Source organism: Coprobacillus sp., from assembly GCF_984815275.1.
Window position 1 is genome coordinate 33,302 of sequence record NZ_CFJNYH010000003.1, and the last position, 21,195, is coordinate 54,496.

At 30.1% G+C, this 21,195-nt stretch carries 19 protein-coding genes, 1 tRNA gene and 1 riboswitch; of the genes, 14 read left to right on the forward strand and 6 right to left on the reverse strand.

Annotated elements, in window-relative coordinates:
• Nucleotides 1-32 precede the first annotated feature (32 nt).
• Nucleotides 33-752, reverse strand: coding sequence for a 6-phosphogluconolactonase (locus AC5M21_RS01985; RefSeq protein ID WP_008790141.1), 720 nt, complete (start codon nucleotides 750-752; stop codon nucleotides 33-35).
• A 344-nt stretch (nucleotides 753-1,096) separates the two neighbouring features.
• Here AC5M21_RS01985 and AC5M21_RS01990 point away from each other — a divergent pair, with 344 nt between their 5' ends.
• Nucleotides 1,097-1,627 carry a hypothetical protein gene (locus tag AC5M21_RS01990; protein ID WP_008790140.1) on the forward strand — a complete coding sequence of 177 codons (531 nt, stop codon included), beginning with the start codon at nucleotides 1,097-1,099 and terminating at the stop codon, nucleotides 1,625-1,627.
• 181 nt (nucleotides 1,628-1,808) lie between these two features.
• On the forward strand, nucleotides 1,809-6,038 hold the full coding sequence (locus AC5M21_RS01995; protein ID WP_008790139.1) for an EAL domain-containing protein: 4,230 nt from the start codon (nucleotides 1,809-1,811) through the stop codon (nucleotides 6,036-6,038).
• A gap of 34 nt (nucleotides 6,039-6,072) precedes the next feature.
• On the opposite strand, the gene pdxR is transcribed toward AC5M21_RS01995, so the two are convergent.
• Nucleotides 6,073-7,458 (reverse strand): MocR-like pyridoxine biosynthesis transcription factor PdxR, encoded by a 1,386-nt coding sequence (gene pdxR / locus AC5M21_RS02000; protein ID WP_008790138.1) that lies wholly within the window; start codon nucleotides 7,456-7,458, stop codon nucleotides 6,073-6,075.
• A gap of 118 nt (nucleotides 7,459-7,576) precedes the next feature.
• Between pdxR and AC5M21_RS02005 the strand changes: the two genes are divergently transcribed.
• The 5 genes from AC5M21_RS02005 to AC5M21_RS02025 all read left to right on the forward strand — a co-directional run bounded on the left by AC5M21_RS02005 (nucleotide 7,577) and on the right by AC5M21_RS02025 (nucleotide 10,969).
• Nucleotides 7,577-8,164 carry an ECF transporter S component gene (locus AC5M21_RS02005; RefSeq protein WP_008790137.1) on the forward strand — a complete coding sequence of 196 codons (588 nt, stop codon included), beginning with the start codon at nucleotides 7,577-7,579 and terminating at the stop codon, nucleotides 8,162-8,164.
• Between the two features lie 37 nt (nucleotides 8,165-8,201).
• Nucleotides 8,202-8,278: transfer RNA gene (locus tag AC5M21_RS02010), tRNA-Thr, on the forward strand.
• Between the two features lie 819 nt (nucleotides 8,279-9,097).
• Nucleotides 9,098-9,418 carry a TfoX/Sxy family protein gene (locus tag AC5M21_RS02015; protein ID WP_008790136.1) on the forward strand — a complete coding sequence of 107 codons (321 nt, stop codon included), beginning with the start codon at nucleotides 9,098-9,100 and terminating at the stop codon, nucleotides 9,416-9,418.
• A gap of 93 nt (nucleotides 9,419-9,511) precedes the next feature.
• Entirely contained in the window at nucleotides 9,512-9,901 is a 390-nt protein-coding gene (locus AC5M21_RS02020; protein ID WP_017144084.1) for a MarR family winged helix-turn-helix transcriptional regulator, read from the forward strand.
• An 87-nt stretch (nucleotides 9,902-9,988) separates the two neighbouring features.
• The gene (locus AC5M21_RS02025) at nucleotides 9,989-10,969 is read left to right on the forward strand and encodes a GGDEF domain-containing protein (RefSeq protein WP_117599019.1); all 981 of its coding nucleotides are present in this window, start codon (nucleotides 9,989-9,991) and stop codon (nucleotides 10,967-10,969) included.
• A 123-nt stretch (nucleotides 10,970-11,092) separates the two neighbouring features.
• Here AC5M21_RS02025 and AC5M21_RS02030 read toward each other — a convergent pair whose 3' ends face one another.
• Nucleotides 11,093-11,272: a ferritin family protein gene (locus tag AC5M21_RS02030; RefSeq protein ID WP_008790129.1), complete on the reverse strand. Its 180-nt coding sequence runs from the start codon at nucleotides 11,270-11,272 to the stop codon at nucleotides 11,093-11,095.
• Nucleotides 11,273-11,553: 281 nt separating this feature from the next.
• Here AC5M21_RS02030 and AC5M21_RS02035 point away from each other — a divergent pair, with 281 nt between their 5' ends.
• Nucleotides 11,554-12,396, forward strand: coding sequence for an HAD family hydrolase (locus AC5M21_RS02035; protein ID WP_008790128.1), 843 nt, complete (start codon nucleotides 11,554-11,556; stop codon nucleotides 12,394-12,396).
• Between the two features lie 21 nt (nucleotides 12,397-12,417).
• On the opposite strand, the gene AC5M21_RS02040 is transcribed toward AC5M21_RS02035, so the two are convergent.
• Nucleotides 12,418-13,608, reverse strand: coding sequence for an O-antigen ligase family protein (locus AC5M21_RS02040; protein ID WP_008790127.1), 1,191 nt, complete (start codon nucleotides 13,606-13,608; stop codon nucleotides 12,418-12,420).
• Between the two features lie 97 nt (nucleotides 13,609-13,705).
• On the opposite strand from AC5M21_RS02040, the gene AC5M21_RS02045 reads away from it, so the two are divergent.
• Both AC5M21_RS02045 and AC5M21_RS02050 read left to right on the forward strand, forming a co-directional pair.
• Nucleotides 13,706-14,635 carry a TRM11 family SAM-dependent methyltransferase gene (locus AC5M21_RS02045; protein WP_017144087.1) on the forward strand — a complete coding sequence of 310 codons (930 nt, stop codon included), beginning with the start codon at nucleotides 13,706-13,708 and terminating at the stop codon, nucleotides 14,633-14,635.
• A 35-nt stretch (nucleotides 14,636-14,670) separates the two neighbouring features.
• On the forward strand, nucleotides 14,671-15,528 hold the full coding sequence (locus AC5M21_RS02050; protein WP_008790125.1) for a diacylglycerol/lipid kinase family protein: 858 nt from the start codon (nucleotides 14,671-14,673) through the stop codon (nucleotides 15,526-15,528).
• Nucleotides 15,529-15,540: 12 nt separating this feature from the next.
• Here the strand turns inward: AC5M21_RS02050 and asnB are convergent, their stop codons facing one another.
• The gene (gene asnB, locus AC5M21_RS02055; RefSeq protein ID WP_017144088.1) at nucleotides 15,541-17,373 is read right to left on the reverse strand and encodes an asparagine synthase (glutamine-hydrolyzing); all 1,833 of its coding nucleotides are present in this window, start codon (nucleotides 17,371-17,373) and stop codon (nucleotides 15,541-15,543) included.
• An 89-nt stretch (nucleotides 17,374-17,462) separates the two neighbouring features.
• A complete protein-coding gene (locus AC5M21_RS02060) occupies nucleotides 17,463-17,654 on the reverse strand; it encodes a hypothetical protein (protein ID WP_008790123.1) in 192 nt (63 codons plus the stop codon).
• A 144-nt stretch (nucleotides 17,655-17,798) separates the two neighbouring features.
• On the opposite strand from AC5M21_RS02060, the gene AC5M21_RS02065 reads away from it, so the two are divergent.
• The 4 genes from AC5M21_RS02065 (at nucleotide 17,799) to ftsX (ending at nucleotide 21,098) form a co-directional block, all read left to right on the forward strand.
• On the forward strand, nucleotides 17,799-18,068 hold the full coding sequence (locus AC5M21_RS02065; protein ID WP_008790122.1) for a DUF1294 domain-containing protein: 270 nt from the start codon (nucleotides 17,799-17,801) through the stop codon (nucleotides 18,066-18,068).
• Nucleotides 18,067-18,144, forward strand: a riboswitch (ZMP/ZTP riboswitch). (Overlaps the previous gene by 2 nt.)
• A 48-nt stretch (nucleotides 18,145-18,192) precedes the next feature.
• Nucleotides 18,193-19,365, forward strand: a complete 1,173-nt coding sequence (locus AC5M21_RS02070) for a phosphoribosylaminoimidazolecarboxamide formyltransferase (RefSeq protein WP_008790121.1) — start codon at nucleotides 18,193-18,195, stop codon at nucleotides 19,363-19,365.
• A 148-nt stretch (nucleotides 19,366-19,513) separates the two neighbouring features.
• Nucleotides 19,514-20,206, forward strand: coding sequence for a cell division ATP-binding protein FtsE (ftsE, locus tag AC5M21_RS02075; protein WP_008790120.1), 693 nt, complete (start codon nucleotides 19,514-19,516; stop codon nucleotides 20,204-20,206).
• Nucleotides 20,193-21,098: a permease-like cell division protein FtsX gene (gene ftsX, locus AC5M21_RS02080; protein WP_054325548.1), complete on the forward strand. Its 906-nt coding sequence runs from the start codon at nucleotides 20,193-20,195 to the stop codon at nucleotides 21,096-21,098. Before ftsE ends, ftsX begins: the two co-directional genes overlap by 14 nt.
• Nucleotides 21,099-21,195 lie beyond the last annotated feature (97 nt).

Genomic DNA, 21,195 nt, shown 5'->3' on the forward strand with positions numbered 1-21,195 from the left:
CACCTATAAACTCAATATAAGTGGTTAATATATTATATTCTTTTATAGTTTTCTGGATTAATGAGGCTCGCTGCTTCTTGATCACAAATTACTGTAAAGTTTGGATGTAATTTTAAGATAGTAGCAGGAAGATCTTGATGAATAGGTTCATCTAAGAATCTTTTAAAAATCTCTGCTTTTTCTTTTCCATTAACAATCATAATCAAGTGGTGAACACGCATTAAACTTTTTGGTCCCATTGTTAGGGTAAATGGCTGACGAGGACGGTCTTTATATGACGGATTAACAGCTTGTTTTTCTTTGAAATCAATGCAATATGTATAACTGTCAAAAGGTGTACAACGAGGACAATTCCCACAGAAGTGGCCATCATAACCTAATCCTATAATCATAACATCTATCCCTCCAGCATGACGAATATCATTATCAAAATCTTGCCAATTATCTTGGTTCATAATATGAATACGTTCATTAGGAATGTGTGCTTCTTTAAAAAACAAATCCTGCATTTCATTCCAATTTGGACCATGTTCTTCATCTATATATGGATTTTCATCAAAGAGATAATACTGTATATCTTTAAACTTTTCTTGATCTTTAACATGAGGAATCATCATTTCATATAATATTTTTGGTGAGCGTCCAGATGTTAAAAAGATATTCACTCGTTTATCTTGCATCATGGCACCGAGTAAAATAAACATAGCACTTTCACTCATTTTCTGTTCATTTTCTTCAATAATTAATTTCATAAATAGTATTCTCCTTTATCTCGTTAATTTTAGTATACTAACTTTCTAATATGTTTTCAAGAAACTCCCATATCTCTTTGAAATAACCATCTTATCTTATTTTATATGGCTGGTTGACAAGAGAAAATATATAGATACATTTTTCATTATAAGTTATCTGTTTCTTATTGCAAATATACATACTGTTTGTTATAATAAAACCAGATGATGACTTTGAGCATGATATGGACGTTACAAGGTGTAAAAATTGGCATGACTGGAATAAACCAGTGTCTATAAAATGTTAGTGAGGTAAGGATTAGGGGGCCAATTCTTACTTTTTTGTTTATAAAGGAGGTATTTATATGGGATGCTATATTTATGTTGGAATTGCAACAAAAATCATTGTTGAAAAAAGAAGAGGTGGATATCGGGAAAGAATATTCTCAACAGATGAAATTCTTGATAAACTAGCAGGTCAGTTTAATTTAGATTTATATAATATTGCTGAAAATAGTCAAGTTGTTGGACTGGCATTAAAAGATAAGGTTATAGAGAGTTATTTATATGATTTTTTGTATGAACAGTCTTATGATTTGGAATGTGGAAAAGAAATAAGAGAGGAAATAGAAAAACTAAAAAATAAAGATGCTCATCAAATATTACAAATGTTTAAAGATTATGTCTTAGAGTATATCTATTATAATGATCAAGATTATACTCGAGAAACATATTTGGATTCAGATTTAAAGTTATACATAGAAGGTATTACTTATTTAAGTGATGGTAAGATTATGATAGAGTGTTATCAGGAGTTCTTGAGATACATCCATAGATTGATAAGAAAAGCAACAGATAATCCTATAAAAGATGCGACATATTTGACTATTGTATAATAGTCAAATATAGATAATATTCATCGTTTTTTGACATGGTTCTTACAAAGTTTAAGAACCATTTTTTTATATAATAGGAAAATAATGGTAAAAAGTTTGAAAAAATGCTTATCACAGAGAATTATTATCTGTATTTATGCTATAATGATGATACTCGTATAATGAAGGAGGGAAAAGCTGAATGGGGAAGAGTCATCTATTGATAGCAGGAAAAAACAAGGAATTATTAAAAGAGTTAGGTGATGCTTTAACAGATGATTTCTTAGTTCTTTATTGTGACCAGATTAAGAAAGCTAAAGAGATATTAAAAACAACATTATCATTATCTTTTATGATTGTGGATATAGACGATTTTGATGAAACTTTTGAGATTGCCCATTATGTAAAAAAATACCCTCGTTTAGCAACTTTACCTGTTTTTGTATTAGGCAAGGCAGATGCAAACTTAGAATCTAAATGCTTTCAATTAGGTGGAACTGATTATATCAAAAAACCTTATCAAATAGAGAAAATAGTGAACAGAGTCAAAAGCGTTTATCACATTTATGCTCATAATATTTATCGTGATTATTTTGAAAAAGATATTCTAACAAATGTTTATAATAAAGAATACTTTTTAAGTGAGGTTGAATATATTTTACAGGAAAATCCTGATAAAAAATATGATTTGATATGCTTTGATATCGATCGCTTTAAGTTAATTAATGATTTATATGGGACGGCTGGAGGAGATCGCCTATTACAGTATATAGCAAAAGTGTATTCTGATATATGTATGCAATATCACTGGATTATAGGGCGTTTGCATAATGATGTTTTTGTTATTTTGATGGAAAGAGGTTCAATGTCATATGAAGAACTTACAACCGCTGTTTCAAGGCAATTAGAATCAGTGTCAGTTAACGTTAAAATTGTTTTGAGCTTTGGAATATATCCAATTACAGATTGTCATTTATCCGCTAGTGTTATGTGTGATCGTGCACTTATGACCTCAAAAAGCATCAAGGGAAATTATGAAACAACATATAAAATATATCAGGATGTTTTAAGACAAAACATTATGGATGAACAGACGATTATTAATGAAATGGAGAATGCTTTGGTCAACCATGAGTTTGTGCCTTATTATCAACCTAAGTATAATATAGAAACAGGTAGTATTATTGGCTTTGAAGCATTAGTCAGATGGATTCATCCACAAAAAGGTATTATACCACCTAATCAATTTATACCTTTATTTGAATCTAACGGATTTATATCTCAAGTAGATTTTTGTATATGGGAACAGGTCTGTCAGGATTTACGTCGATTATTAGATAAAGGTTATTATGTTATGCCGATTTCTGTTAATGTATCAAGAATTGAATTGTATTTGAACATTAAGGAAAAACTTCTCTATTTATTAGATAAGTATAATGTCCCTATTGAACTTTTAAGACTTGAAATTACTGAGACAGCTTATACAAATAATCCAGAACAGTTGATTGAAGTTGTAGATAAGTTAAGAAAGCAAGGATTTAGCATTCTGATGGATGATTTTGGAAGTGGATACTCTTCTTTGAATATGTTAAAAGAAGTCCCTGTAGATGTTCTTAAAATAGATTTAAATTTTTTACAAGACCTTCAAACATCAGGGAAAAGTGAAAAAATACTGGAATCTGTTTTAATTATGTCTAGAAAATTAAGTTTATCCGTTATTGCTGAAGGTGTTGAAACAAAAGAACAAATAGATTTCCTGCGTTCAATAGGATGTTTAAGAGCACAAGGATATTATTACAGTCGTCCTGTCACACGACAAATGATGTTTGAGATTTATGAAGATCAATCTATAGCTAAAGGTGATACAAAAGATGAAATTGAAAGATTAATTAATATTGATGATGTCTTAAATAATATTCACAAAGTTGATGATATAGAGTGGTATAGAAGTGCAATTTTAAGGTTAGATGCCCAAATTTTTGAATTTGATTTTATTACAGGAAGCATGAGATACTATGATTCACGGCTTTCACCACAAACCGGTGAACTAAGCAAGATAGAAGTTCCTAATTATCTACAGCGTATACAAGATGGATACCATATTCATCCTGATGATGTTGAGAAAGTCATGTATATACTTTCAGGTCACAGTGATACAAAAGAAAGTATTCGAGCAAAACCATATTTTTCAGATGAAAGTTATCAATGGTATAGTGTTATTACCCATACTATTTATAATGATTATAACCAACCCATTATTGCAGTAGGGGTTATGCGTAATATATCAGAATATAAGTTAAATGAAGTTTCTTTGTTTGCTTTATCGCATATGGATACACATGACAAGCCACAAATAAGTATTAATGAAGTTTGGCAACATATCGGACAAGAAATGTTCTTTGATAGGATTTATTCAACAATACGCTATGAACAACCAACACATTTATATATGCATTACCAGCATGATTATCAATTAGAGACACCAACCTATCACCCATTGACTACTCAACAACAGCAGCAGTTAATGAGTTGTTATCAACAAAATGGTGGTATTATTATTTTACAAAAAGATGAAATTGAACAAAATCAAGAATGTTCTGCACTCAAAGAATATTTTTTGAATGGCTCTTATACAATTGTTTGTCTTCCTATTTTAAGACAGGGAGAATATGTTGGTGAGACTGTTTTGGTTTGTCATGAGAAAAGAAACTTAACCGAAAGTGAAAGAAATGTGCTTATAGAAATTGGTAAATATATAAATAGTTATATGGACTCCTATTTCTTTTCAATTCAATTGCAAGAAAAAAACGCATTATATAATGCGGTTGTAGAGAATATGTATAGTTCCATTCTGATGTTAGAGGTCACTCCAGATATGCAAACTCTTATTTATGCAAATAAGGCGTTTTATCAGTTATATGGATATGACGATGACTTACATATTCCTGATTTGGATGTCATGGAATTGCTTGTTGCAGAAGATAGACAAAAAGTCATTGATGCTTTGTTAGATTCTATCCATACAAAGGAAATTCGTACTTGTCTATATAGAGGAACTCATAGAGATGGACATATATTGAGTCTGGAAATGAGGACAAAGCATCTTGAGCAATCCTTAGAAGGTAAACATGTTGTTTTGGTTATTATTGATGATCGTTCTGCTCAAATTCATCATCAACAGGAAACAAGATTATCAGAGATGAAGTATAAGTTAGCATTTGAACAGACACATAGACGCTTATGGGATTATAATATAAAGACAAAGCAATTATATCGTTCTAAAGCAGTTCAAGAGGATACAGGGACACCTGAACTAATTGAAAATGTTCCTGAATATTTTGTTGAAAATAATTATATTCATCCTGATTATCATCAAGGATATCTAGATTTTTATAGAAAAATATCTCAAGGTGAAGATTGTGATTATTTATTTAAAGCATTGCATAAAGATGGTGTTTATAAATGGATGCATATTACTTATCATGTTCTTTTTGATGAATATGGGCAACCAGACCATGCGATTGGATTTGGTGAAGATGTTAATGAAGTTTATGCAAATAAAATCCGCATACAACAAGAACAATATTATGAAGCAATCATGTATGGGTCTAGATTGTATTATGATATTAATCTGAGTGAAAATAGCATTGTCTATAATGATCATAGAAACCTATTAGAGGATGTTAATGAATTTACATATACCCACTTTCTGGAATATATTACAGAAAAGGTTGTTTCTCCAAATGATCATCAAAAATTCTTACATGAATTTTCTAGAAAACAGTTGATGCATCTTTTTAAAGAAGGAAAAACTCTTTTATCAAGAGAATATGAATTAGGAACTGAGGAGAAACGTTGGTATGAAATCGATATTAATTTATACACACCAATAGATTCTACTGATATATGTGCTTTTATAACAACACGAGATATTGATGAAAGAAAACGTTATGAATTATCACTTGAATTCAATGTTAAACATGATGACCTGACAGGTGTTTATACTAGAAATGCAATTCAAAAATATGTTGAATCTATTATTAAGCAGAAACCAATTGCTGTAATGATGATTGATGTTAATGAATTCAAACTTATCAATGATACATTTGGACATACTTATGGTGATGATACTTTACGAAATATTGCTGATGTCTTATTACAAGTTGTCAATAATAGAGGTGTTGTTGGAAGAATGGGTGGAGATGAATTTATTGTTGTTATTGATGATTTCAAAGATCGTCAAGAAATTATTAATATGGCTAAACGTATTAATGATTCTATTCATCTCACGTATGTGGTGAATCAAGAAAAGCATACATTATCATGTTCAATTGGAATTGCCTGCTCAGATGATATCAATAACTCATTTAAAAGATTATATCGTCAAGCAGATGAAAATCTTTATAATATGAAAAAAAGAGTGAAAATATAACCAGATAGTTAAGTTTATCTGGTTATTTTGTATTTCATTGACGAGATAGAAGTTGTATAAGCAAATTGACTGCTAATTGAATATCATTTAGAGAGAGACCAGAATAATTAACAACTAATGTTTGAGATTCAAAAGGTTGTTCATAAAATTGGGAAAGGGTTGCAATATTTAAACCAATATTATGTGCTTTTTCAATAATTGCTACATCTGATAAAGAAGAATGATAGTGTAAAAGAAAATGAAGACCAGCATTTTCTTCAGTAATATTAATGTCTTGATGAATGACACTTTGTTGGAGTTGAGTTAAGAGCTCGTCTCTTATCATTTTATAAGAATTGCGCATACGATTAATATGTTTCTCAAAATAACCTTGCTTCATAAATTCAGCTAAAATTATTTGTTCAAAACTTGAGACACTACACGCTGAAAATGCAAATTTATTATGATAGAGTTGTACTAAATGTGGTGGTAATACCATATAACTCATACGAAATGATGGAGCAAGCGTTTTAGAAAATGTATTTAAATAAATGACTCGTTCATTTTGATCAATTTGATAAAGTGTTGATAAGGGTTTTCCACGTAATCGAAATTCACTATCATAATCATCTTCAATAATATAAGTATGTTGTTGAGTTGCCCATTTCAAGATTTCTAAACGTCTTTGAATAGGCATTGAAATGCCTGTAGGATAATGATGAGCAGGAGATATGTGAACAATTTGAGCTTGGCTTTTTTTGAGTTCATCAATATTTAAACCATCATGATCTAAAGAAATATACTGATAGTGAACATTATTTAATTGATAAACCTTAGCAATACTTCGATGGCCTGGATTTTCTAAAGCATAATGTTGGTCTCGTCCTAGCAATTGAATGACAATATTATATAAATATTCTGTACCTGCTCCAATGACAATTTGCGATGGCGAAACATTCATACCTGAAAATGCATGAAGATGTTCACAGATGGCTTCTCTAAGTTCAAGGCAACCTTGCTGATGTGCACGTATTAAGAGTTCAGAGTTCTGTGAATTTAAAACTTGTCTTGTTAATTTTGACCAGACTGAAAATGGAAAATTAGAGAGGGATATAGAATTCGTTCTCAAATCAATAAAATACTGAATTTGTGGTTTTTCCAAGATAGTTGGAACTGTTTGGGTTGGAATTTCAGGATATTCTATTGAATTCACAAAGTATCCTTTTTTTTCTATTGAATAAATATAACCTTCTATAAGCAATTGATTATAAGCATTTTCAATTGTAATGAGACTAACTTGTAGATGTTTTGCAAATACTCGTTTAGATGGCAATTTTTCATTTGCCTGTAATTTTTGTTGAATGATATCATTTTTAATACATTGGTAGAGATATTCATACATTGGAATACCTAATTCATGATTAAAATGGTAAGTTAGCATAATATCACCTCCAATTGATTATAACATAATCTGGTTATATAAAAAAATACAAAACTGAATATTTTCATATAACCAATAAAGGAGTATACTCAATTTCAAGAAGAGGGGGGGATTCAAAATGAATCATAAAGTATTAAAAATATTAATTATTGGTTTAATGGCAGCATTGTCATATATTGCATTTACATTTATGCAAATTAAAATTCCAACACCTGCGGGGATGACTTCATTTCATTTGGGTAATACATTTTGTGTTTTAGCTGCTTTATTACTTGGTGGATTGCCAGGAGGAGCGGCTGGTGCAATTGGTATGGGAATTGGCGATTTACTTGACCCAACATATGTTATTGTAGCACCAAAAACGATTATTTTAAAATTAGGGATTGGGATAATCACTGGATTGGTAGCGCATAAGGTTATGCATATTCAAAATAAAGAAGGAAAGGAGTTAAGAAGAGCTGTCTTCATTTCTGCTTTTTCTGGTATGTTATTTAATGTTATTGGTGAACCTATTTTTTCTTATTTCTATACAACAGTTATATTAGGAGCTCCTGATAAAGCAGCGAAAGCATTGGCATCATGGAATGCAATAACAACAGGGACGAATGCTATTATAGCAGTTATTGTTTCATCACTTGTTTATCTTGCAATTGCACCAAGACTTAAGAATAATGGAGTATTAAAAAAACTTTCACCTAAGGAATAGTGGTAATCTATTCCTTTTTATCATATAATATGTATATGCCGACATAGCTCTAACTGGTAGAGCAGGCCACTCGTAATGGTCAGGTTGCAGGTTCAAGTCCTGTTGTCGGCACCAGTTTCTAAATTGTTTTAAAGTTCCCATCGTTGAGGATTTTAAAACTTTTTTTGTTGACTGGATTGTATTTCAAACGTTAAAAGATTATACTAGAGCATAAGCACATATATAAATGAAACAGAAATATGAAGGAGAATTAATATGTTATTAATCATGGAATGCATAGTTGCCTGCATAATATTTACAATTATAATATTACCAGCACAATATCATAATCCGTTATCCCAATTTGCTTCTTATCCGACTGCAATAAAAAAAGAGTCTATAAATTACCTGAATATAAAGATTTTATGAGTCAAGTAGAGCATAAAAATTAGATACGTAAATTTATAGGTGCAATTCTCATATCTATCCTTTTATTTATAGTAGCATATCTTTCTGGAAATAAGACTTTTATTTCTGTATATAGACATGTTTTTATATTGTTTTTGACAGTGAATATATATGATTTAATTGTATTTGACTTAATTATATTTTGTCATAGTCAAAAACTAATGATTCCAGGTACTGAGGATATGATTAAAGAATACAGAAGTCCATGGCATCATATCAAAGGTGCAATAAAGGGAATAGTCATAGGGGCTTTTGTTGCACTATTATCAGCTAGCATAATTCAAATTTTATTATATTTAAGGTAGATAATAATGATATTGTAAAACAACAATATATGGAAATCATATTATTTACAGATAATTATTATATAAAAATAGTCTCATTTTAGAGTTTATCTGTTATGAAATGACTTATTCTTACAATCTTATTTTTATGAGAGTAGGTATAATTATAGAAACATAGATAAACAGTTAGGAGGAGTTACAAATGGCATCAAGTTTAGATTTTGTACATTATATTTGTCAGCAGATAGATGGTGCTGGAATGATTTCATATAGAAAAATGTTTGGAGAGTATGCAATATATTGTGATGGAAAGGTTATTGGTTTAATTTGTGATAATCAGTTCTTTGTTAAGAAGACGACTGCAGGAGAATTGATTTTCCCAAACTGTCAGGAGGCTTCACCCTATACAAATGCAAAGCCACATTTGGTTATTGATAGTATAGACAATAAAGAATTAATGACAACATTGATTAGAGTAACTTGTGATGAACTGCCTAATCCAAGGCCTAGAAAGAAGAAATAAGAGTCTTATTGTGAATTTTTACAATAGTAAGTGAATGTAATTTATTAACATTCAATTCATGTTTAAGGACTATAATGGACATGGTGATAAAAAATGGAAAGAATTGAGAAAAGAATTGTTGTTTTGTATCGATTACGTAAAGAACGTATCAATGAACTGTTAAAAGAGTATCATTTGTCTTATGAAGATTATGAGATAGTTTTAGCATTGCATTATGCTGAAGGTCTATCAATTGAAGACATAAAAAAAGAGACAAAAATTGATGAAAGATTAATAGAGAGTATTATTGATCATCTACAGAAAAAAAATTATCTTTATATAGAAAATAATCGTATTTATCTCACAGAAGCAACAAAAAAATTATATCCTCAATTAAAAAGAGTTGTCAAAAAAGGCAATGAAGAAATGATCCGTCAAATGAGTACAGATGAATACCATGAAATTATTGAAACATTAGATAAGATTATAGAAGTTTATGAGTAAAGTAGAAATACTTTACTTTTTATTTATGAAAATGAATACTAAATAAAATCATGATGAATATATTGAGAATAAGTGAGGTGGTATATCATGCATATAGATAAGAAGATATTTTTTATTTGTGTTTTTTTCTTTTTTTATTTAATTATTTTTTTGTTAAAATATCAAAAGAAACAAATATGCCATCACAATCAATATGACATGTTAGAACAATTTGATGATGTTATTATTGCTGAATATGATATATTGCAAGATAAACTCACCTTTTTGCCACAATCACAAAGAATGTTATTACTTGATCAATTAAGTTATTGTCATTTTTCTCAAAATTATAAAGAGACAAATATTGTGCTCCCCGATGATTGGAGGGTAATTGAAAATTTATTTGTCAATTTATCTGATGAGGAAGTTTATAAATGTGAAGTGAGAATGCAATTTCATGATGGTGTTTACAAGTGGTGTATGTTAGATATGCTTGTTAAACAACGTTATCATCAACCATATAAAATTATTTGTAAAATTACAGATATATCACAGCATAAAGCAAAATTAGAATCATTGGAAGCAAAGGCTATCAGAGATGCAATGACAGGACTATATCAAAAAAATACCTTCCAAGAAAAAGTATCAAAATTAATAGAATACAATGTAAAGGGTTGTTTTTTAATATTAGATTTAGATAATTTTAAAGAAATTAATGACACTTATGGACACGATGTTGGTGATCAGTGTCTTGTTGAGTTTGGTAGAATTTTAAAATCATGTTTTAGAAAAGAGGATATTATTAGCCGTTATGGTGGTGATGAGTTCGAAGTTTTTATGATGAATATTATCGATGCAGGTATTGTAGAAAAGAAAGCCTGTCAGATTATGCAAGCATTACAGTTATCAAAAGTTTTTGAAGATTTAAATATTACACTCACATGTAGCATTGGTGCTTTCATAGTTGATAGGTATACACCTTATTTAGAAGCTTTTGAAAGAGCGGATCTAGCACTATATTGTTCGAAATATCAAGGGAAGAATCAATGCAGAATAGATTGTTCTCCAAATAAAAAGCTATATCAATAATTGATTTAGCATACGACTTTATACAATGACTTGATTTGACATCCAAATGGCTTTACTGAATTTTCAATATAATTATCCATTGTTGAAGAGATAAGATAGTTGTCTTGATTATCTGCTTCTTTTTTATGTTTTTATACTATTTAATAAATAATTAAAGTCTAATAAAATAGATTCATAAATATCTTGTAACGAAACAGCAACCATTAAAGTTTCCTGAATTTGATTATGCTCTAAAAATTCTTGCATAAAAGCCAATGGTGATCCATCAATTATAAGTATGTTTTCAGCAATAGTTTGATTCATAGAGTTATAATATTCTTCTCATTTTGCATGAACATTAAAGAAATCTTTTCTTTTCACATACCAATGATAATTTTGTGATTTGTGATATTTAACAGCAAAGTCTGTTAATATTTAATTTAATTGTTTTCTATATTAGTTCTCCTTTGTTAGCTTTTACTCACTACATGTGGTATAATTTATACTCATTATATTAGCAAATTATTTGCTTAAAACTACTCAAAGATATGAATATTCTTTTCTTTTGTAATCAATTCATTTATACTTGATGAAGAGGTGAAAATATGGAACAAAAAATTGTGTTTTTAGATGTAGATGGAACTCTAACATTACCTAATGGTGAAGTGAGTGACAATGTCAAAAAATCTATTCAACAGGTACGCCAAAATGGTCATTATGTTTTTTTGTGCACAGGCAGAAATAAGGCAGGAGTTCAATCCTTAATGCCTATCGGCTTTGATGGTATTATCTGTAGTGCAGGTGGTTATATTGAGTATAATGGTAAGAAAATATATGAATCATGTTTGAAGGAAGAGGATGTTAAGGAAGCTAGAGAGGTCTTTGATAGAAATGGGATTATGTATAATTTAGAGACAACTCATATGACTTTTCAAAATGATGATATGAATGAAGCTTTTATCAAAATACATTTGAAAGATGATGATATGAATTCAGAGTTAACAAGACTATTGAACGAACAAAAAGATCGTTTTAATATTCATTCAATAGAAGAATATGAGGCGCATCCATTACCAGTTCAAAAGTTATGTTTTATGACATATAGTGAAGAAAGTTTGAAAGAACCAAGAACAATCTTATCTAAAAAGTATAATTTCATTGTTCATGAGTTTTTATCAACGCATATCATCAATGGTGAAATTATTATTAAAGGAACAAATAAAGGAAATGCAGTACGCTTTGTTGTTGAACATCTTGGCTTGTCAATGAAAAATACGATTTGCTTTGGTGACAGTATGAATGACTTAGAAATGATTGAGGTATGTGAACATAGTGTTGTTATGGGAAATGGTTCAGAAGTCTTAAAATCATTTGCAACAACAGTTTGTGAAAGTGTTCATGATGATGGTGTTTATCATGAAATGAAAAGATTAGGTTTATGTTCGTAAATATAAAAAAGAGTCTTTCGTTTAGAGAGACTCTTTGTATATATCAAATGAGCTTGCTATTAAGAGATAAAGAAAACCAGTTTGAACAAAGAAAATTGTATAGTCTAACATACCATGAACAAAAATCATAACTGTAAATGAGATAATTAATGCAACTAATGTCTTATCAATCTGTGTTTTCCATAATCGATATAAACGCTTAATATTTTCTATAATAAATGGCAGAATTGTGAGAATTCCAATAATTCCAAAACAAAGCAAAGGATCTAAATAGATACTATGGGCATGTTCAGTAGGATGACCATTATAAGCTTTGTATATATGCCAGTAAGTCATAGGCCCTTCACCAAAGAGAGGATGAGTTTTTATATTTGCTATAGCAACATCCCATATTCCCTGTCTTGTTCCAAAATAAGCAATAATGTTATCAACTCTAGGGAACTTTGAAGGGTTAAATACAAAATATACACAAGCTAAAATGACACCAGCCATTATAGCTAAACAAGCTTTATATTGTTTATCAATAATTAATATCACAAGAACACCAGCTGCAAGTGCAGGCCAAGCTGTACGACAGGCCGTTAAAAGTAACATAAATAAATTAATAGCAATGACTGCTAAATAATAACAAAACTTTTTATAGTTAACTTTAATATCTTTGATTTTTAATATTTTATAGAAAGTAATACAAACAAAAAATTCTATCATCATAGCATAATAGTTTGCATTAAAGAAAACAGAATTGATACGGTCTTGAGGTCGATTAAAAATAATAATTTCTAATTGATCTATATCAAACTTATTCAGGATTCCAATATACTCTATTAAACCATAAAGTGCTGCAAAAACACTTAAGACAATAATACAATTCATAATGAATTCAAATAATTCACCTGTAATATGCTGTCGGTAGTATAAAACAAAAGATAAAATAGCAAGGATTCCAAGACTGCAACCAGCCCCATAATAGTTTTGATAAAACAGCGATACAACAAAACTCAACCCACAAAAGTAAAGAATATATTGACTCTTTGCTGTTTTTCTATATGCGTCTTGTATTTCCCCTTTTAATAAAAGACGTATTGTTAAAAAGATGAGAACTGTTGCACACATATAAAAAGGTAAGAACATCGATAAAATCGCAACAATGATATATCTTTGATTATGTGTAAAATGTTCTTTTAAATAATCAATTCCAAAAATAAGCCACACCTCCCAAAACGCAACTCTATTTTACAACAAATAAGAAATTATGTATACTATAAAAAGCAAACATAACAAAAATGTAAGAAATGGAAAGAGGAAAAACATGTACAAATACCTATATATTTACAATTATTCACCCCATGAGCAACAATTATGTGAGATGGAATTTAGACGTCTGTTTAAAGAAAATATGACGTCTAAATATTATTTATCAAATACTTATTTTGATTATACAAGAAGTGTTTTTATCAAGGGGAGATTGAATATTATGTATTCATCTGATAACTTTGATAAAATTGTTGAATTCATTGAGGAAAGCCAAATGTGTTATTATGAATTCAAAGTTATTTATTTAAAGAATGATATAACACATGTTGATTATCAGGAATCTTTAGAAAAATGTAGACAGATTGCTCACCCTATTGATGGTTCAGTGAATATGCAAGAACCTAAGGTTATTTTTGCAATTACAAAATTACACAATCAATGGTATTTTGGGACATATGATGATGAACTTGTTTGGTCACATTGTTATGAAAAACCTCATTCTTATTCACATTCTTTAAATATTAGAGATGCAAGGACATTAGTTAATATTGCTGTTGGGCAAGAAACATCATTAAAACTGATAGATCCATGTTGTGGAGTTGGTACAGTTGTTTTAGAAGCTTTGAGTATGGGCATTGATATTGAGGGATATGATATTAATCGTGAAGTTTCTTATCAGGCAAGATGCAATTTGGAGCATTTTGGATATGATCCATCTGTTATTCAAAGAAAAGATATGAGAATAATTGAGAAACAATATGATGTTGTGATTATGGATATTCCTTATGGTGTTTATAGTCCTTTTTCATATGAACAACAATTAGATTTACTAAAAGGAGCATTTTCATTAGCACCATCACTTCTTTTGGTTTCTCATATACCAATGAATAAAGAATTAGAGACATTGGGCTATGAAATCTTAGATTGTGCAACAATTATAAAAGGAAGTTTTCAAAGATATATGACACTTTGTTGGAAAAAATAACAGATTTCGTTATAATGAAGATGAGGTGAGGGGAAATGAAACATATCTTTATGATGAAATATACAAAAAAACATCATGACTTTGAAAAAAGTATTCATGATATTATGAAGGACTATGACTATGAAATCGTTTATCGTAACTGTTTAGCAGATAGTCAAAAGTACATAAAAGAGTTTCCATGTCTAGCCCGCTTTTATATTGTTGGAGGAGATGGAACAGTTCATGGTTTTATCCAAGATTTAGTGGATAGTCAACATGAAGTTGTTGTGATTCCTCTAGGGACAGGGAATGATTTCTGTAGAACATTAACCACACAAAAGAATCCACAAGAACTGCTTAAAGAATCTTTAAAGTATAGTGCTCAAAAAATTGATGTTATTCAATTGAATGATTCTTACTTTATTAATGCTGCTTGCTTTGGACTTGATAGTGTGATCGCAAATCATGTTCATGATACACCACATATACCTTTTATCCCTGATTCAAAAAGTTATATTATCTCTATACTACAAAATACATTAAAATATGGCAATCATTCTGTGACTATATTTAGTGATAATCATTTGATTTATCAAGGAGAAATGATTCTTTGCACAGTTAATAATGCACAGTATTATGGTGGTGGGTTTCAAATTATACCTCACGCTGATATTCAAGATGGATATATGGATATTTGTGTTGTGGATAAGGTTCCTAAATGGAAAATTCCATATATGGTTGAAAGGTTAGTGAGACGTAAATTAGCTGGTCGTAAAGATGTTCATTATTTTCGTGTTAAGAATGCTAATGTTATATGTTCATATAACTGTAATGTTGATGGTGAAGAAGTCAGTTATGGACATTATCATTTTCTTATAAAACCAAGATCTTTAAATGTTGTGACATTTCAATAATAAAAACCAAGCCTAAGCTTGGTTTTCATATTCTTCTGAGAAGAAAACTTGGTGCCATAATGAGAAACAATAAACAGTCCAAATCTTCTTATAATAATCATGTTTTTGATTTTTGTGATCTTCTAACATAGAAATCAGTTTTTGATCATCAAAAAGTTCTTTAATAATTGGTGTTTGTAAACCATTAAAAACTTTTTGATAAAGATCTTCTTCTCTCATCCATTCTCTTAAAGGAACTGGGAAACCAAGTTTCTTTTTCTTATATGCTTCATTAGGAATAACTTTTTTAGCAGCTTGTCTTAATAAGACTTTTGTATTTTCCTTTGTAACCTTCTGATTATCTTTTAATTGACTTGCAACATGAAAGACTTCTTTATCTGTAAAAGGAACACGACTTTCAATGGAATGAGCCATTGTCATTTTATCACCTTTTTGTAAGATATCTTTAATAAACCATGTTTGCAAATCAACATTTTGTCTCTTTTGAATATTGGTTGCTTTTCCTAAGTTCTTGAATAAAGGAGCAACAATATCATCATGAGTATGTAGATGAGAAGTATCTCTTAATAAGTGTTTGCAATCCTGCTCAGAAAAAACAGGGTTGACACCAACATAATAATCTTCAATACGTTCACCATTTCTGATTAAGAAAGGGACACCTTTGATTGTTGGCAAATGTTTACAAATACGTGAAATGAAATGTCTAATAAAGAATGGAATCTTTCCATAAATACCACTATCAATATCACCACGATATGTATTATATCCACCAAAGAATTCATCTGCACCTTCTCCTGATAAGACAACCTTAACATCCTGGCTCGCAAGTTCACTTACAAAATAAAGCGCAACAGCAGCTGGATCAGCAGTTGGTTCATCCAGATGATACATCATCTTAGGTAAAATATTTAAATATTCTTCTTTATTAATAATTTTGCTTTTATTTTCAATACCTAATTGTTGTGCTAGATCTTGAGCATAACTAATCTCGTTATATCTTTCATCATTATATCCAACTGTGTATGTATGTTGAGGTCTTGCTAATGAAACAAGATATGATGAATCTATTCCACTACTAAGAAATGATCCTACTTCAACATCAGCAATTAAATGATGTTTTACTGAATCTTTCATAATCTGATCAATTGCCTGAATCATTTCTTGATCACTCTTATATTGATCTTTGAATTGTATAGAATAATAACGCTTTATTTCAACTTGTTTATCTTTATAAACTAAGTAATGACCTGGCAATAATTGTTTCACATTCTTAAAGAATGTTTGTTCACCAGCCACAAAGTTCATCTTTAGATAAATATCTAAAACATCTCTATTTAATTCTTTTTTAAAATCAGGATGATCTAAGAATCCCTTGATTTCACTGGCAAAAAGAAAATGTTCTTGATCAAAATAATAATAAAAAGGTTTAATACCAAAATGATCTCTTGCACAAAATAATTCATGAGTTGTTGTATCATATAAAGCAAAAGAGAACATTCCTCTTAAATGATTAACAATTTCATAATGATATTCTTCATAACCATGTAAAAGAACCTCAGTATCACTATTTGTTTTAAAGTGATGCCCTTTATTTTCTAGTTCTTTTTTTAGTTCTAAATAATTATATATTTCCCCATTAAAAACGACTACCAAATGTTCAGTCGCCATAGGTTGTGTTCCACCAGCTAAATCAATAATAGATAAACGACGATGACCTAAAGCAACATATTCATCAACAAATTGACCTTCGCCATCAGGTCCTCTATGTGCAATACGATCCATCATTTGTTTTAAAATTTCTGCTCCGTTTTCCTTCACAGGTGCAAATCCAACGATTCCACACATATATATCACATCCTTTGCTAAAGCATTATAACATTATTTTTTCTATTGGTGTTAATAAAATCGTAAAATAAATGAAAAAGAGTAGTCTTCTACCCTTTATCTAAATCCACATACATTTCTACATAGCCGCATGTCTTACAGAGTGATACTTTTAAAGGATATTCTATCTTTTTTAGATCTTCATTTTTTTGAACAACAACATAGTCACTAATAGGTTGTGCAGAATCCTTTAAATAACACTCTTCAGTCATTTCTTTATGACATCTTGGACATTTTCTCATCGCTAATCACCTCTATCTATTATTATACAGAAAAATATGTTCTAAAACAAATATCAATAACATATAATATAAATATTATTGTTGTGAGTTGATTTGTGATATTGTAAAATAAAAAGCATAAAACACTAATTTGGAGTTGAAGTTATGAAATTCATGATGATATATTTGATTATGATTAATATTCTTGCTTTCTTGATGATGAAACTGGATAAATATAAAGCAAGGAAACACGCATGGCGAGTTCCAGAGAAATCATTTTTTCTCTTAAGTATCATTGGGGGAAGTCTTGGGACATGGATAGGTATGTATATATGTCATCATAAAACAAGACAATGGTATTTTGTTGTTGGGATACCAATTATATTATTGCTTCAAATTTTATTGATTTTAAAAGTAAAAGGTGGTAGTCTTTAAGTAGTTATATGACTGACGGAAGTGGAATTGACCACAGGAAATATAATGCGAAGAGCCGACCGTCTGGGCAAAGAGTCCAGAGGTGTGGCTCTTTTCAATTTCATATGTTCAGGAGGAAAATAAAATGAGAGAATTAGAATTAAAGTATGGATGTAATCCCAATCAAAAACCAGCAAAGATTTATAACAAAAATGGTGAATTACCTATTCAAGTGTTAAATGGAAAAGCAGGATATATCAATTTACTAGATGCTTTTAATAGTTGGCAATTGGTTAAAGAGTTAAAAGAAGCAACTGGGTTGCCAAGTGCTGCAAGCTTTAAACATGTTTCACCAGCAGGAGCTGCTGTGTATGTTCCATTAGATGAAACATTAAAACAAATTTATTTTACTGATGGATTGGATTTGTCGCCAATTGCCACAGCATATGTACGAGCTCGAGGAAGTGATCGTATGTCTAGTTATGGTGATTTTGCAGCATTAAGTGATGAATGCGATGAGTCATGTGCTAGATATCTTTCTAGAGAAGTGAGTGACGGGGTTATTGCACCTTCATATACACCTGAAGCATTAGCTATCTTGAGTAAAAAGAAAAAGGGAAATTATCTGGTTATCCAAATAGATACTGATTATATCCCAGCAGATATTGAAACAAAAGATGTATATGGCATCACATTTGAACAAGGAAGAAATCATGTTCAAATAACTGAAGATTTATTTAATGATAGACCGACTCAAAACAAGGAATTATCTCAAGGTGCTATACGTGACTTACTGATTTCTATGATTACATTAAAATATACTCAATCGAATTCAGTATGTTATGTCAAAGATGGACAAGCTATTGGGATTGGAGCAGGACAGCAATCACGTATTCATTGTACAAGATTAGCAGGTAATAAGGCAGACAATTGGTATTTGCGCCAACATAAAAAGGTTTTAAGTCTGCCATTTCAAGAGAAAATTCGTAGAGCGGATCGTGACAACACCATCAATGTCTATATTTCAGATGATTATGAAGATGTATTGGCAGATGGAATTTGGCAAGAATTCTTTACCTGTCAGCCTGAACCATTGACAAAGGAAGAAAAGAAAATATGGTTAGCAACCTTAAAAGATGTTGCACTTGGATCAGATGCATTTTTCCCATTTGGAGACAATATTGAACGTGCTCATAAGAGTGGGGTCACATATGTTGCTCAAGCTGGTGGTAGTATCAGAGACGACCATGTCATTGCAACTTGTGATAAGTATAATATTGTTATGGCATTTACACATTTACGTTTATTTCATCATTAATTATATAAAGAGGATAACAGTTATATGTTATCTTTTCTTTAGCTTTCATAGTAGGAGAGAACTCAAAAAACAAATCACATGAAAAAACCTTTAATTTCCATTTTTTTAGACAAAATATGTGTTATAATGTTAAAAGGAGCGTGATAAGATGATAAAACTCGAAAATGTTACAAAAGTTTATAAAACCGGCGTAAGAGCTGTCAACAATATGAATGTTAATATTGGTCCAGGAGAATTTGTTTATGTCATTGGACCTACTGGTGCAGGAAAATCTACTTTTATTAAGTTATTATATAGAGAGGAAAAAGCTTCATCTGGTAAAGTTATTGTCGCAGGAGAAGATGTCTCTAAAATTAAAAATCGCAAGGTTCCTTATTTCAGAAGAAATATTGGAATTGTATTTCAAAACTTTAGACTTCTGCCTAAGAAAACAGTTTTTGAAAACATTGCCTTTACATTAGAAGTTACAGATACTCCTAGAGTGGAAATTAGAAAAAAGGTGAGAAGAACATTAGAACTTGTTGGACTAGAAGATAAAGCTAATGCTTTTCCTCATGAATTATCAGGTGGTCAGCAGCAGCGTGTAGCGATTGCAAGAGCAATTGTCAACAATCCCAAGGTTTTAATCGCTGACGAACCAACTGGAAACTTAGATCCAGATACATCTATAGAAATTATTGAATTATTAGAAAGAATTAATGAAGTCAATCATACAACAATCTTAGTTGTTACACATGATAAAGAAATTGTTCAAAAATATAAAAAGAGAACAATCTTAATTGAAGATGGATGTATTAAGACCGATACAAGTACAGGAGGTTATGCAAATGGAATTCATTAGTTGTGTGAAAAACTTCCCCAAACACTGTAAAACAGCATTTCAAAATATTTGGCGTAATGGTGTCATGTCTGTATCTTCTGTTTTTGCTGTGACAATTACTTTGGTCTTGATTGCAGTTATTGGTATTATTGCAATTAATATTCAAGATATGACTTTAAGTATTGAAGAAAGTCTTACAGTTTATGTGAAAATTGATCGTGAATTAAAAGATGAAGATGCTAAAAAAATACAACCAGCTATTGAAAAAATTGCTGGTGTCAAAAAGGCAACATTCTCATCTAAAGATAATGAATTAAATAAAATGTTGACGCAACAAAATGATACTGGAAAAGAGTTGCTTGAAACATATCGTAAAAATAATCCACTTGGAGCTGCCTATGTTGTTGAAGTAACAGATGCTAAACAAATTGATACAGTAGCAGATCAGATCAGGACTCTTAATAATGTCAATGAGGTCAACTCTGGTGGTGAATCGACGTCATCATTAGTAGATAGTTTAGAAGCTGTTAGAAATGGTGGAGCAATCTTTGTTGTTGGATTAACTGTTATAGCTCTCTTTATGATTGCAAATACAATCAAAATTACAATTACATCTCGACAAACTGAAATTAGTATTATGCGTATGGTAGGAGCAAGTAACTGGTATATTCGTTTACCATACATGTTAGAAGGAATCTTTATTGGAATTTTAGGATCAATTATTCCAGTTCTGGTTATGTATTTTGGATATACAATGGTTTATAATGGAGCTGTTGGATTGTTACCTTCAATGTTAGCTTTGCGTGAACCTTTCCCATTTATTTGGCAATGTTCAGGTTTATTAGTTGCTCTTGGAAGTGGTGTTGGTTTAATTGGAAGTTTTGTTTCAGTTAGAAAATTCTTAAAATTTTAGATAAGTTTTAGATGAGTTATTTTAATGCTCATCTTTTTTTTACAATGAATTTCAAATTGTGACTTTCATGTGACTGTTTCTCCATATAATGGAAATA

What these genes read in the sequence shown, in the direction of transcription:
- AC5M21_RS02035 (WP_008790128.1), top strand. Translation starts at nt 11,554, where the DNA reads ATGGAACAAAAAATTGTGTTTTTAGATGTAGATGGAACTCTAACATTA.
- pdxR (WP_008790138.1), bottom strand. Translation starts at nt 7,458, where the DNA reads ATGCTAACTTACCATTTTAATCATGAATTAGGTATTCCAATGTATGAA.
- ftsE (WP_008790120.1), top strand. Translation starts at nt 19,514, where the DNA reads ATGATAAAACTCGAAAATGTTACAAAAGTTTATAAAACCGGCGTAAGA.
- AC5M21_RS02030 (WP_008790129.1), bottom strand. Translation starts at nt 11,272, where the DNA reads ATGAATCAAACTATTGCTGAAAACATACTTATAATTGATGGATCACCA.
- AC5M21_RS01995 (WP_008790139.1), top strand. Translation starts at nt 1,809, where the DNA reads ATGGGGAAGAGTCATCTATTGATAGCAGGAAAAAACAAGGAATTATTA.
- AC5M21_RS02060 (WP_008790123.1), bottom strand. Translation starts at nt 17,654, where the DNA reads ATGAGAAAATGTCCAAGATGTCATAAAGAAATGACTGAAGAGTGTTAT.
- AC5M21_RS01990 (WP_008790140.1), top strand. Translation starts at nt 1,097, where the DNA reads ATGGGATGCTATATTTATGTTGGAATTGCAACAAAAATCATTGTTGAA.
- AC5M21_RS02005 (WP_008790137.1), top strand. Translation starts at nt 7,577, where the DNA reads ATGAATCATAAAGTATTAAAAATATTAATTATTGGTTTAATGGCAGCA.
- AC5M21_RS02050 (WP_008790125.1), top strand. Translation starts at nt 14,671, where the DNA reads ATGAAACATATCTTTATGATGAAATATACAAAAAAACATCATGACTTT.
- ftsX (WP_054325548.1), top strand. Translation starts at nt 20,193, where the DNA reads ATGGAATTCATTAGTTGTGTGAAAAACTTCCCCAAACACTGTAAAACA.
- AC5M21_RS02025 (WP_117599019.1), top strand. Translation starts at nt 9,989, where the DNA reads ATGCATATAGATAAGAAGATATTTTTTATTTGTGTTTTTTTCTTTTTT.
- AC5M21_RS02045 (WP_017144087.1), top strand. Translation starts at nt 13,706, where the DNA reads ATGTACAAATACCTATATATTTACAATTATTCACCCCATGAGCAACAA.
- AC5M21_RS02065 (WP_008790122.1), top strand. Translation starts at nt 17,799, where the DNA reads ATGAAATTCATGATGATATATTTGATTATGATTAATATTCTTGCTTTC.
- AC5M21_RS02015 (WP_008790136.1), top strand. Translation starts at nt 9,098, where the DNA reads ATGGCATCAAGTTTAGATTTTGTACATTATATTTGTCAGCAGATAGAT.
- AC5M21_RS02070 (WP_008790121.1), top strand. Translation starts at nt 18,193, where the DNA reads ATGAGAGAATTAGAATTAAAGTATGGATGTAATCCCAATCAAAAACCA.
- asnB (WP_017144088.1), bottom strand. Translation starts at nt 17,373, where the DNA reads ATGTGTGGAATCGTTGGATTTGCACCTGTGAAGGAAAACGGAGCAGAA.
- AC5M21_RS01985 (WP_008790141.1), bottom strand. Translation starts at nt 752, where the DNA reads ATGAAATTAATTATTGAAGAAAATGAACAGAAAATGAGTGAAAGTGCT.
- AC5M21_RS02020 (WP_017144084.1), top strand. Translation starts at nt 9,512, where the DNA reads ATGGAAAGAATTGAGAAAAGAATTGTTGTTTTGTATCGATTACGTAAA.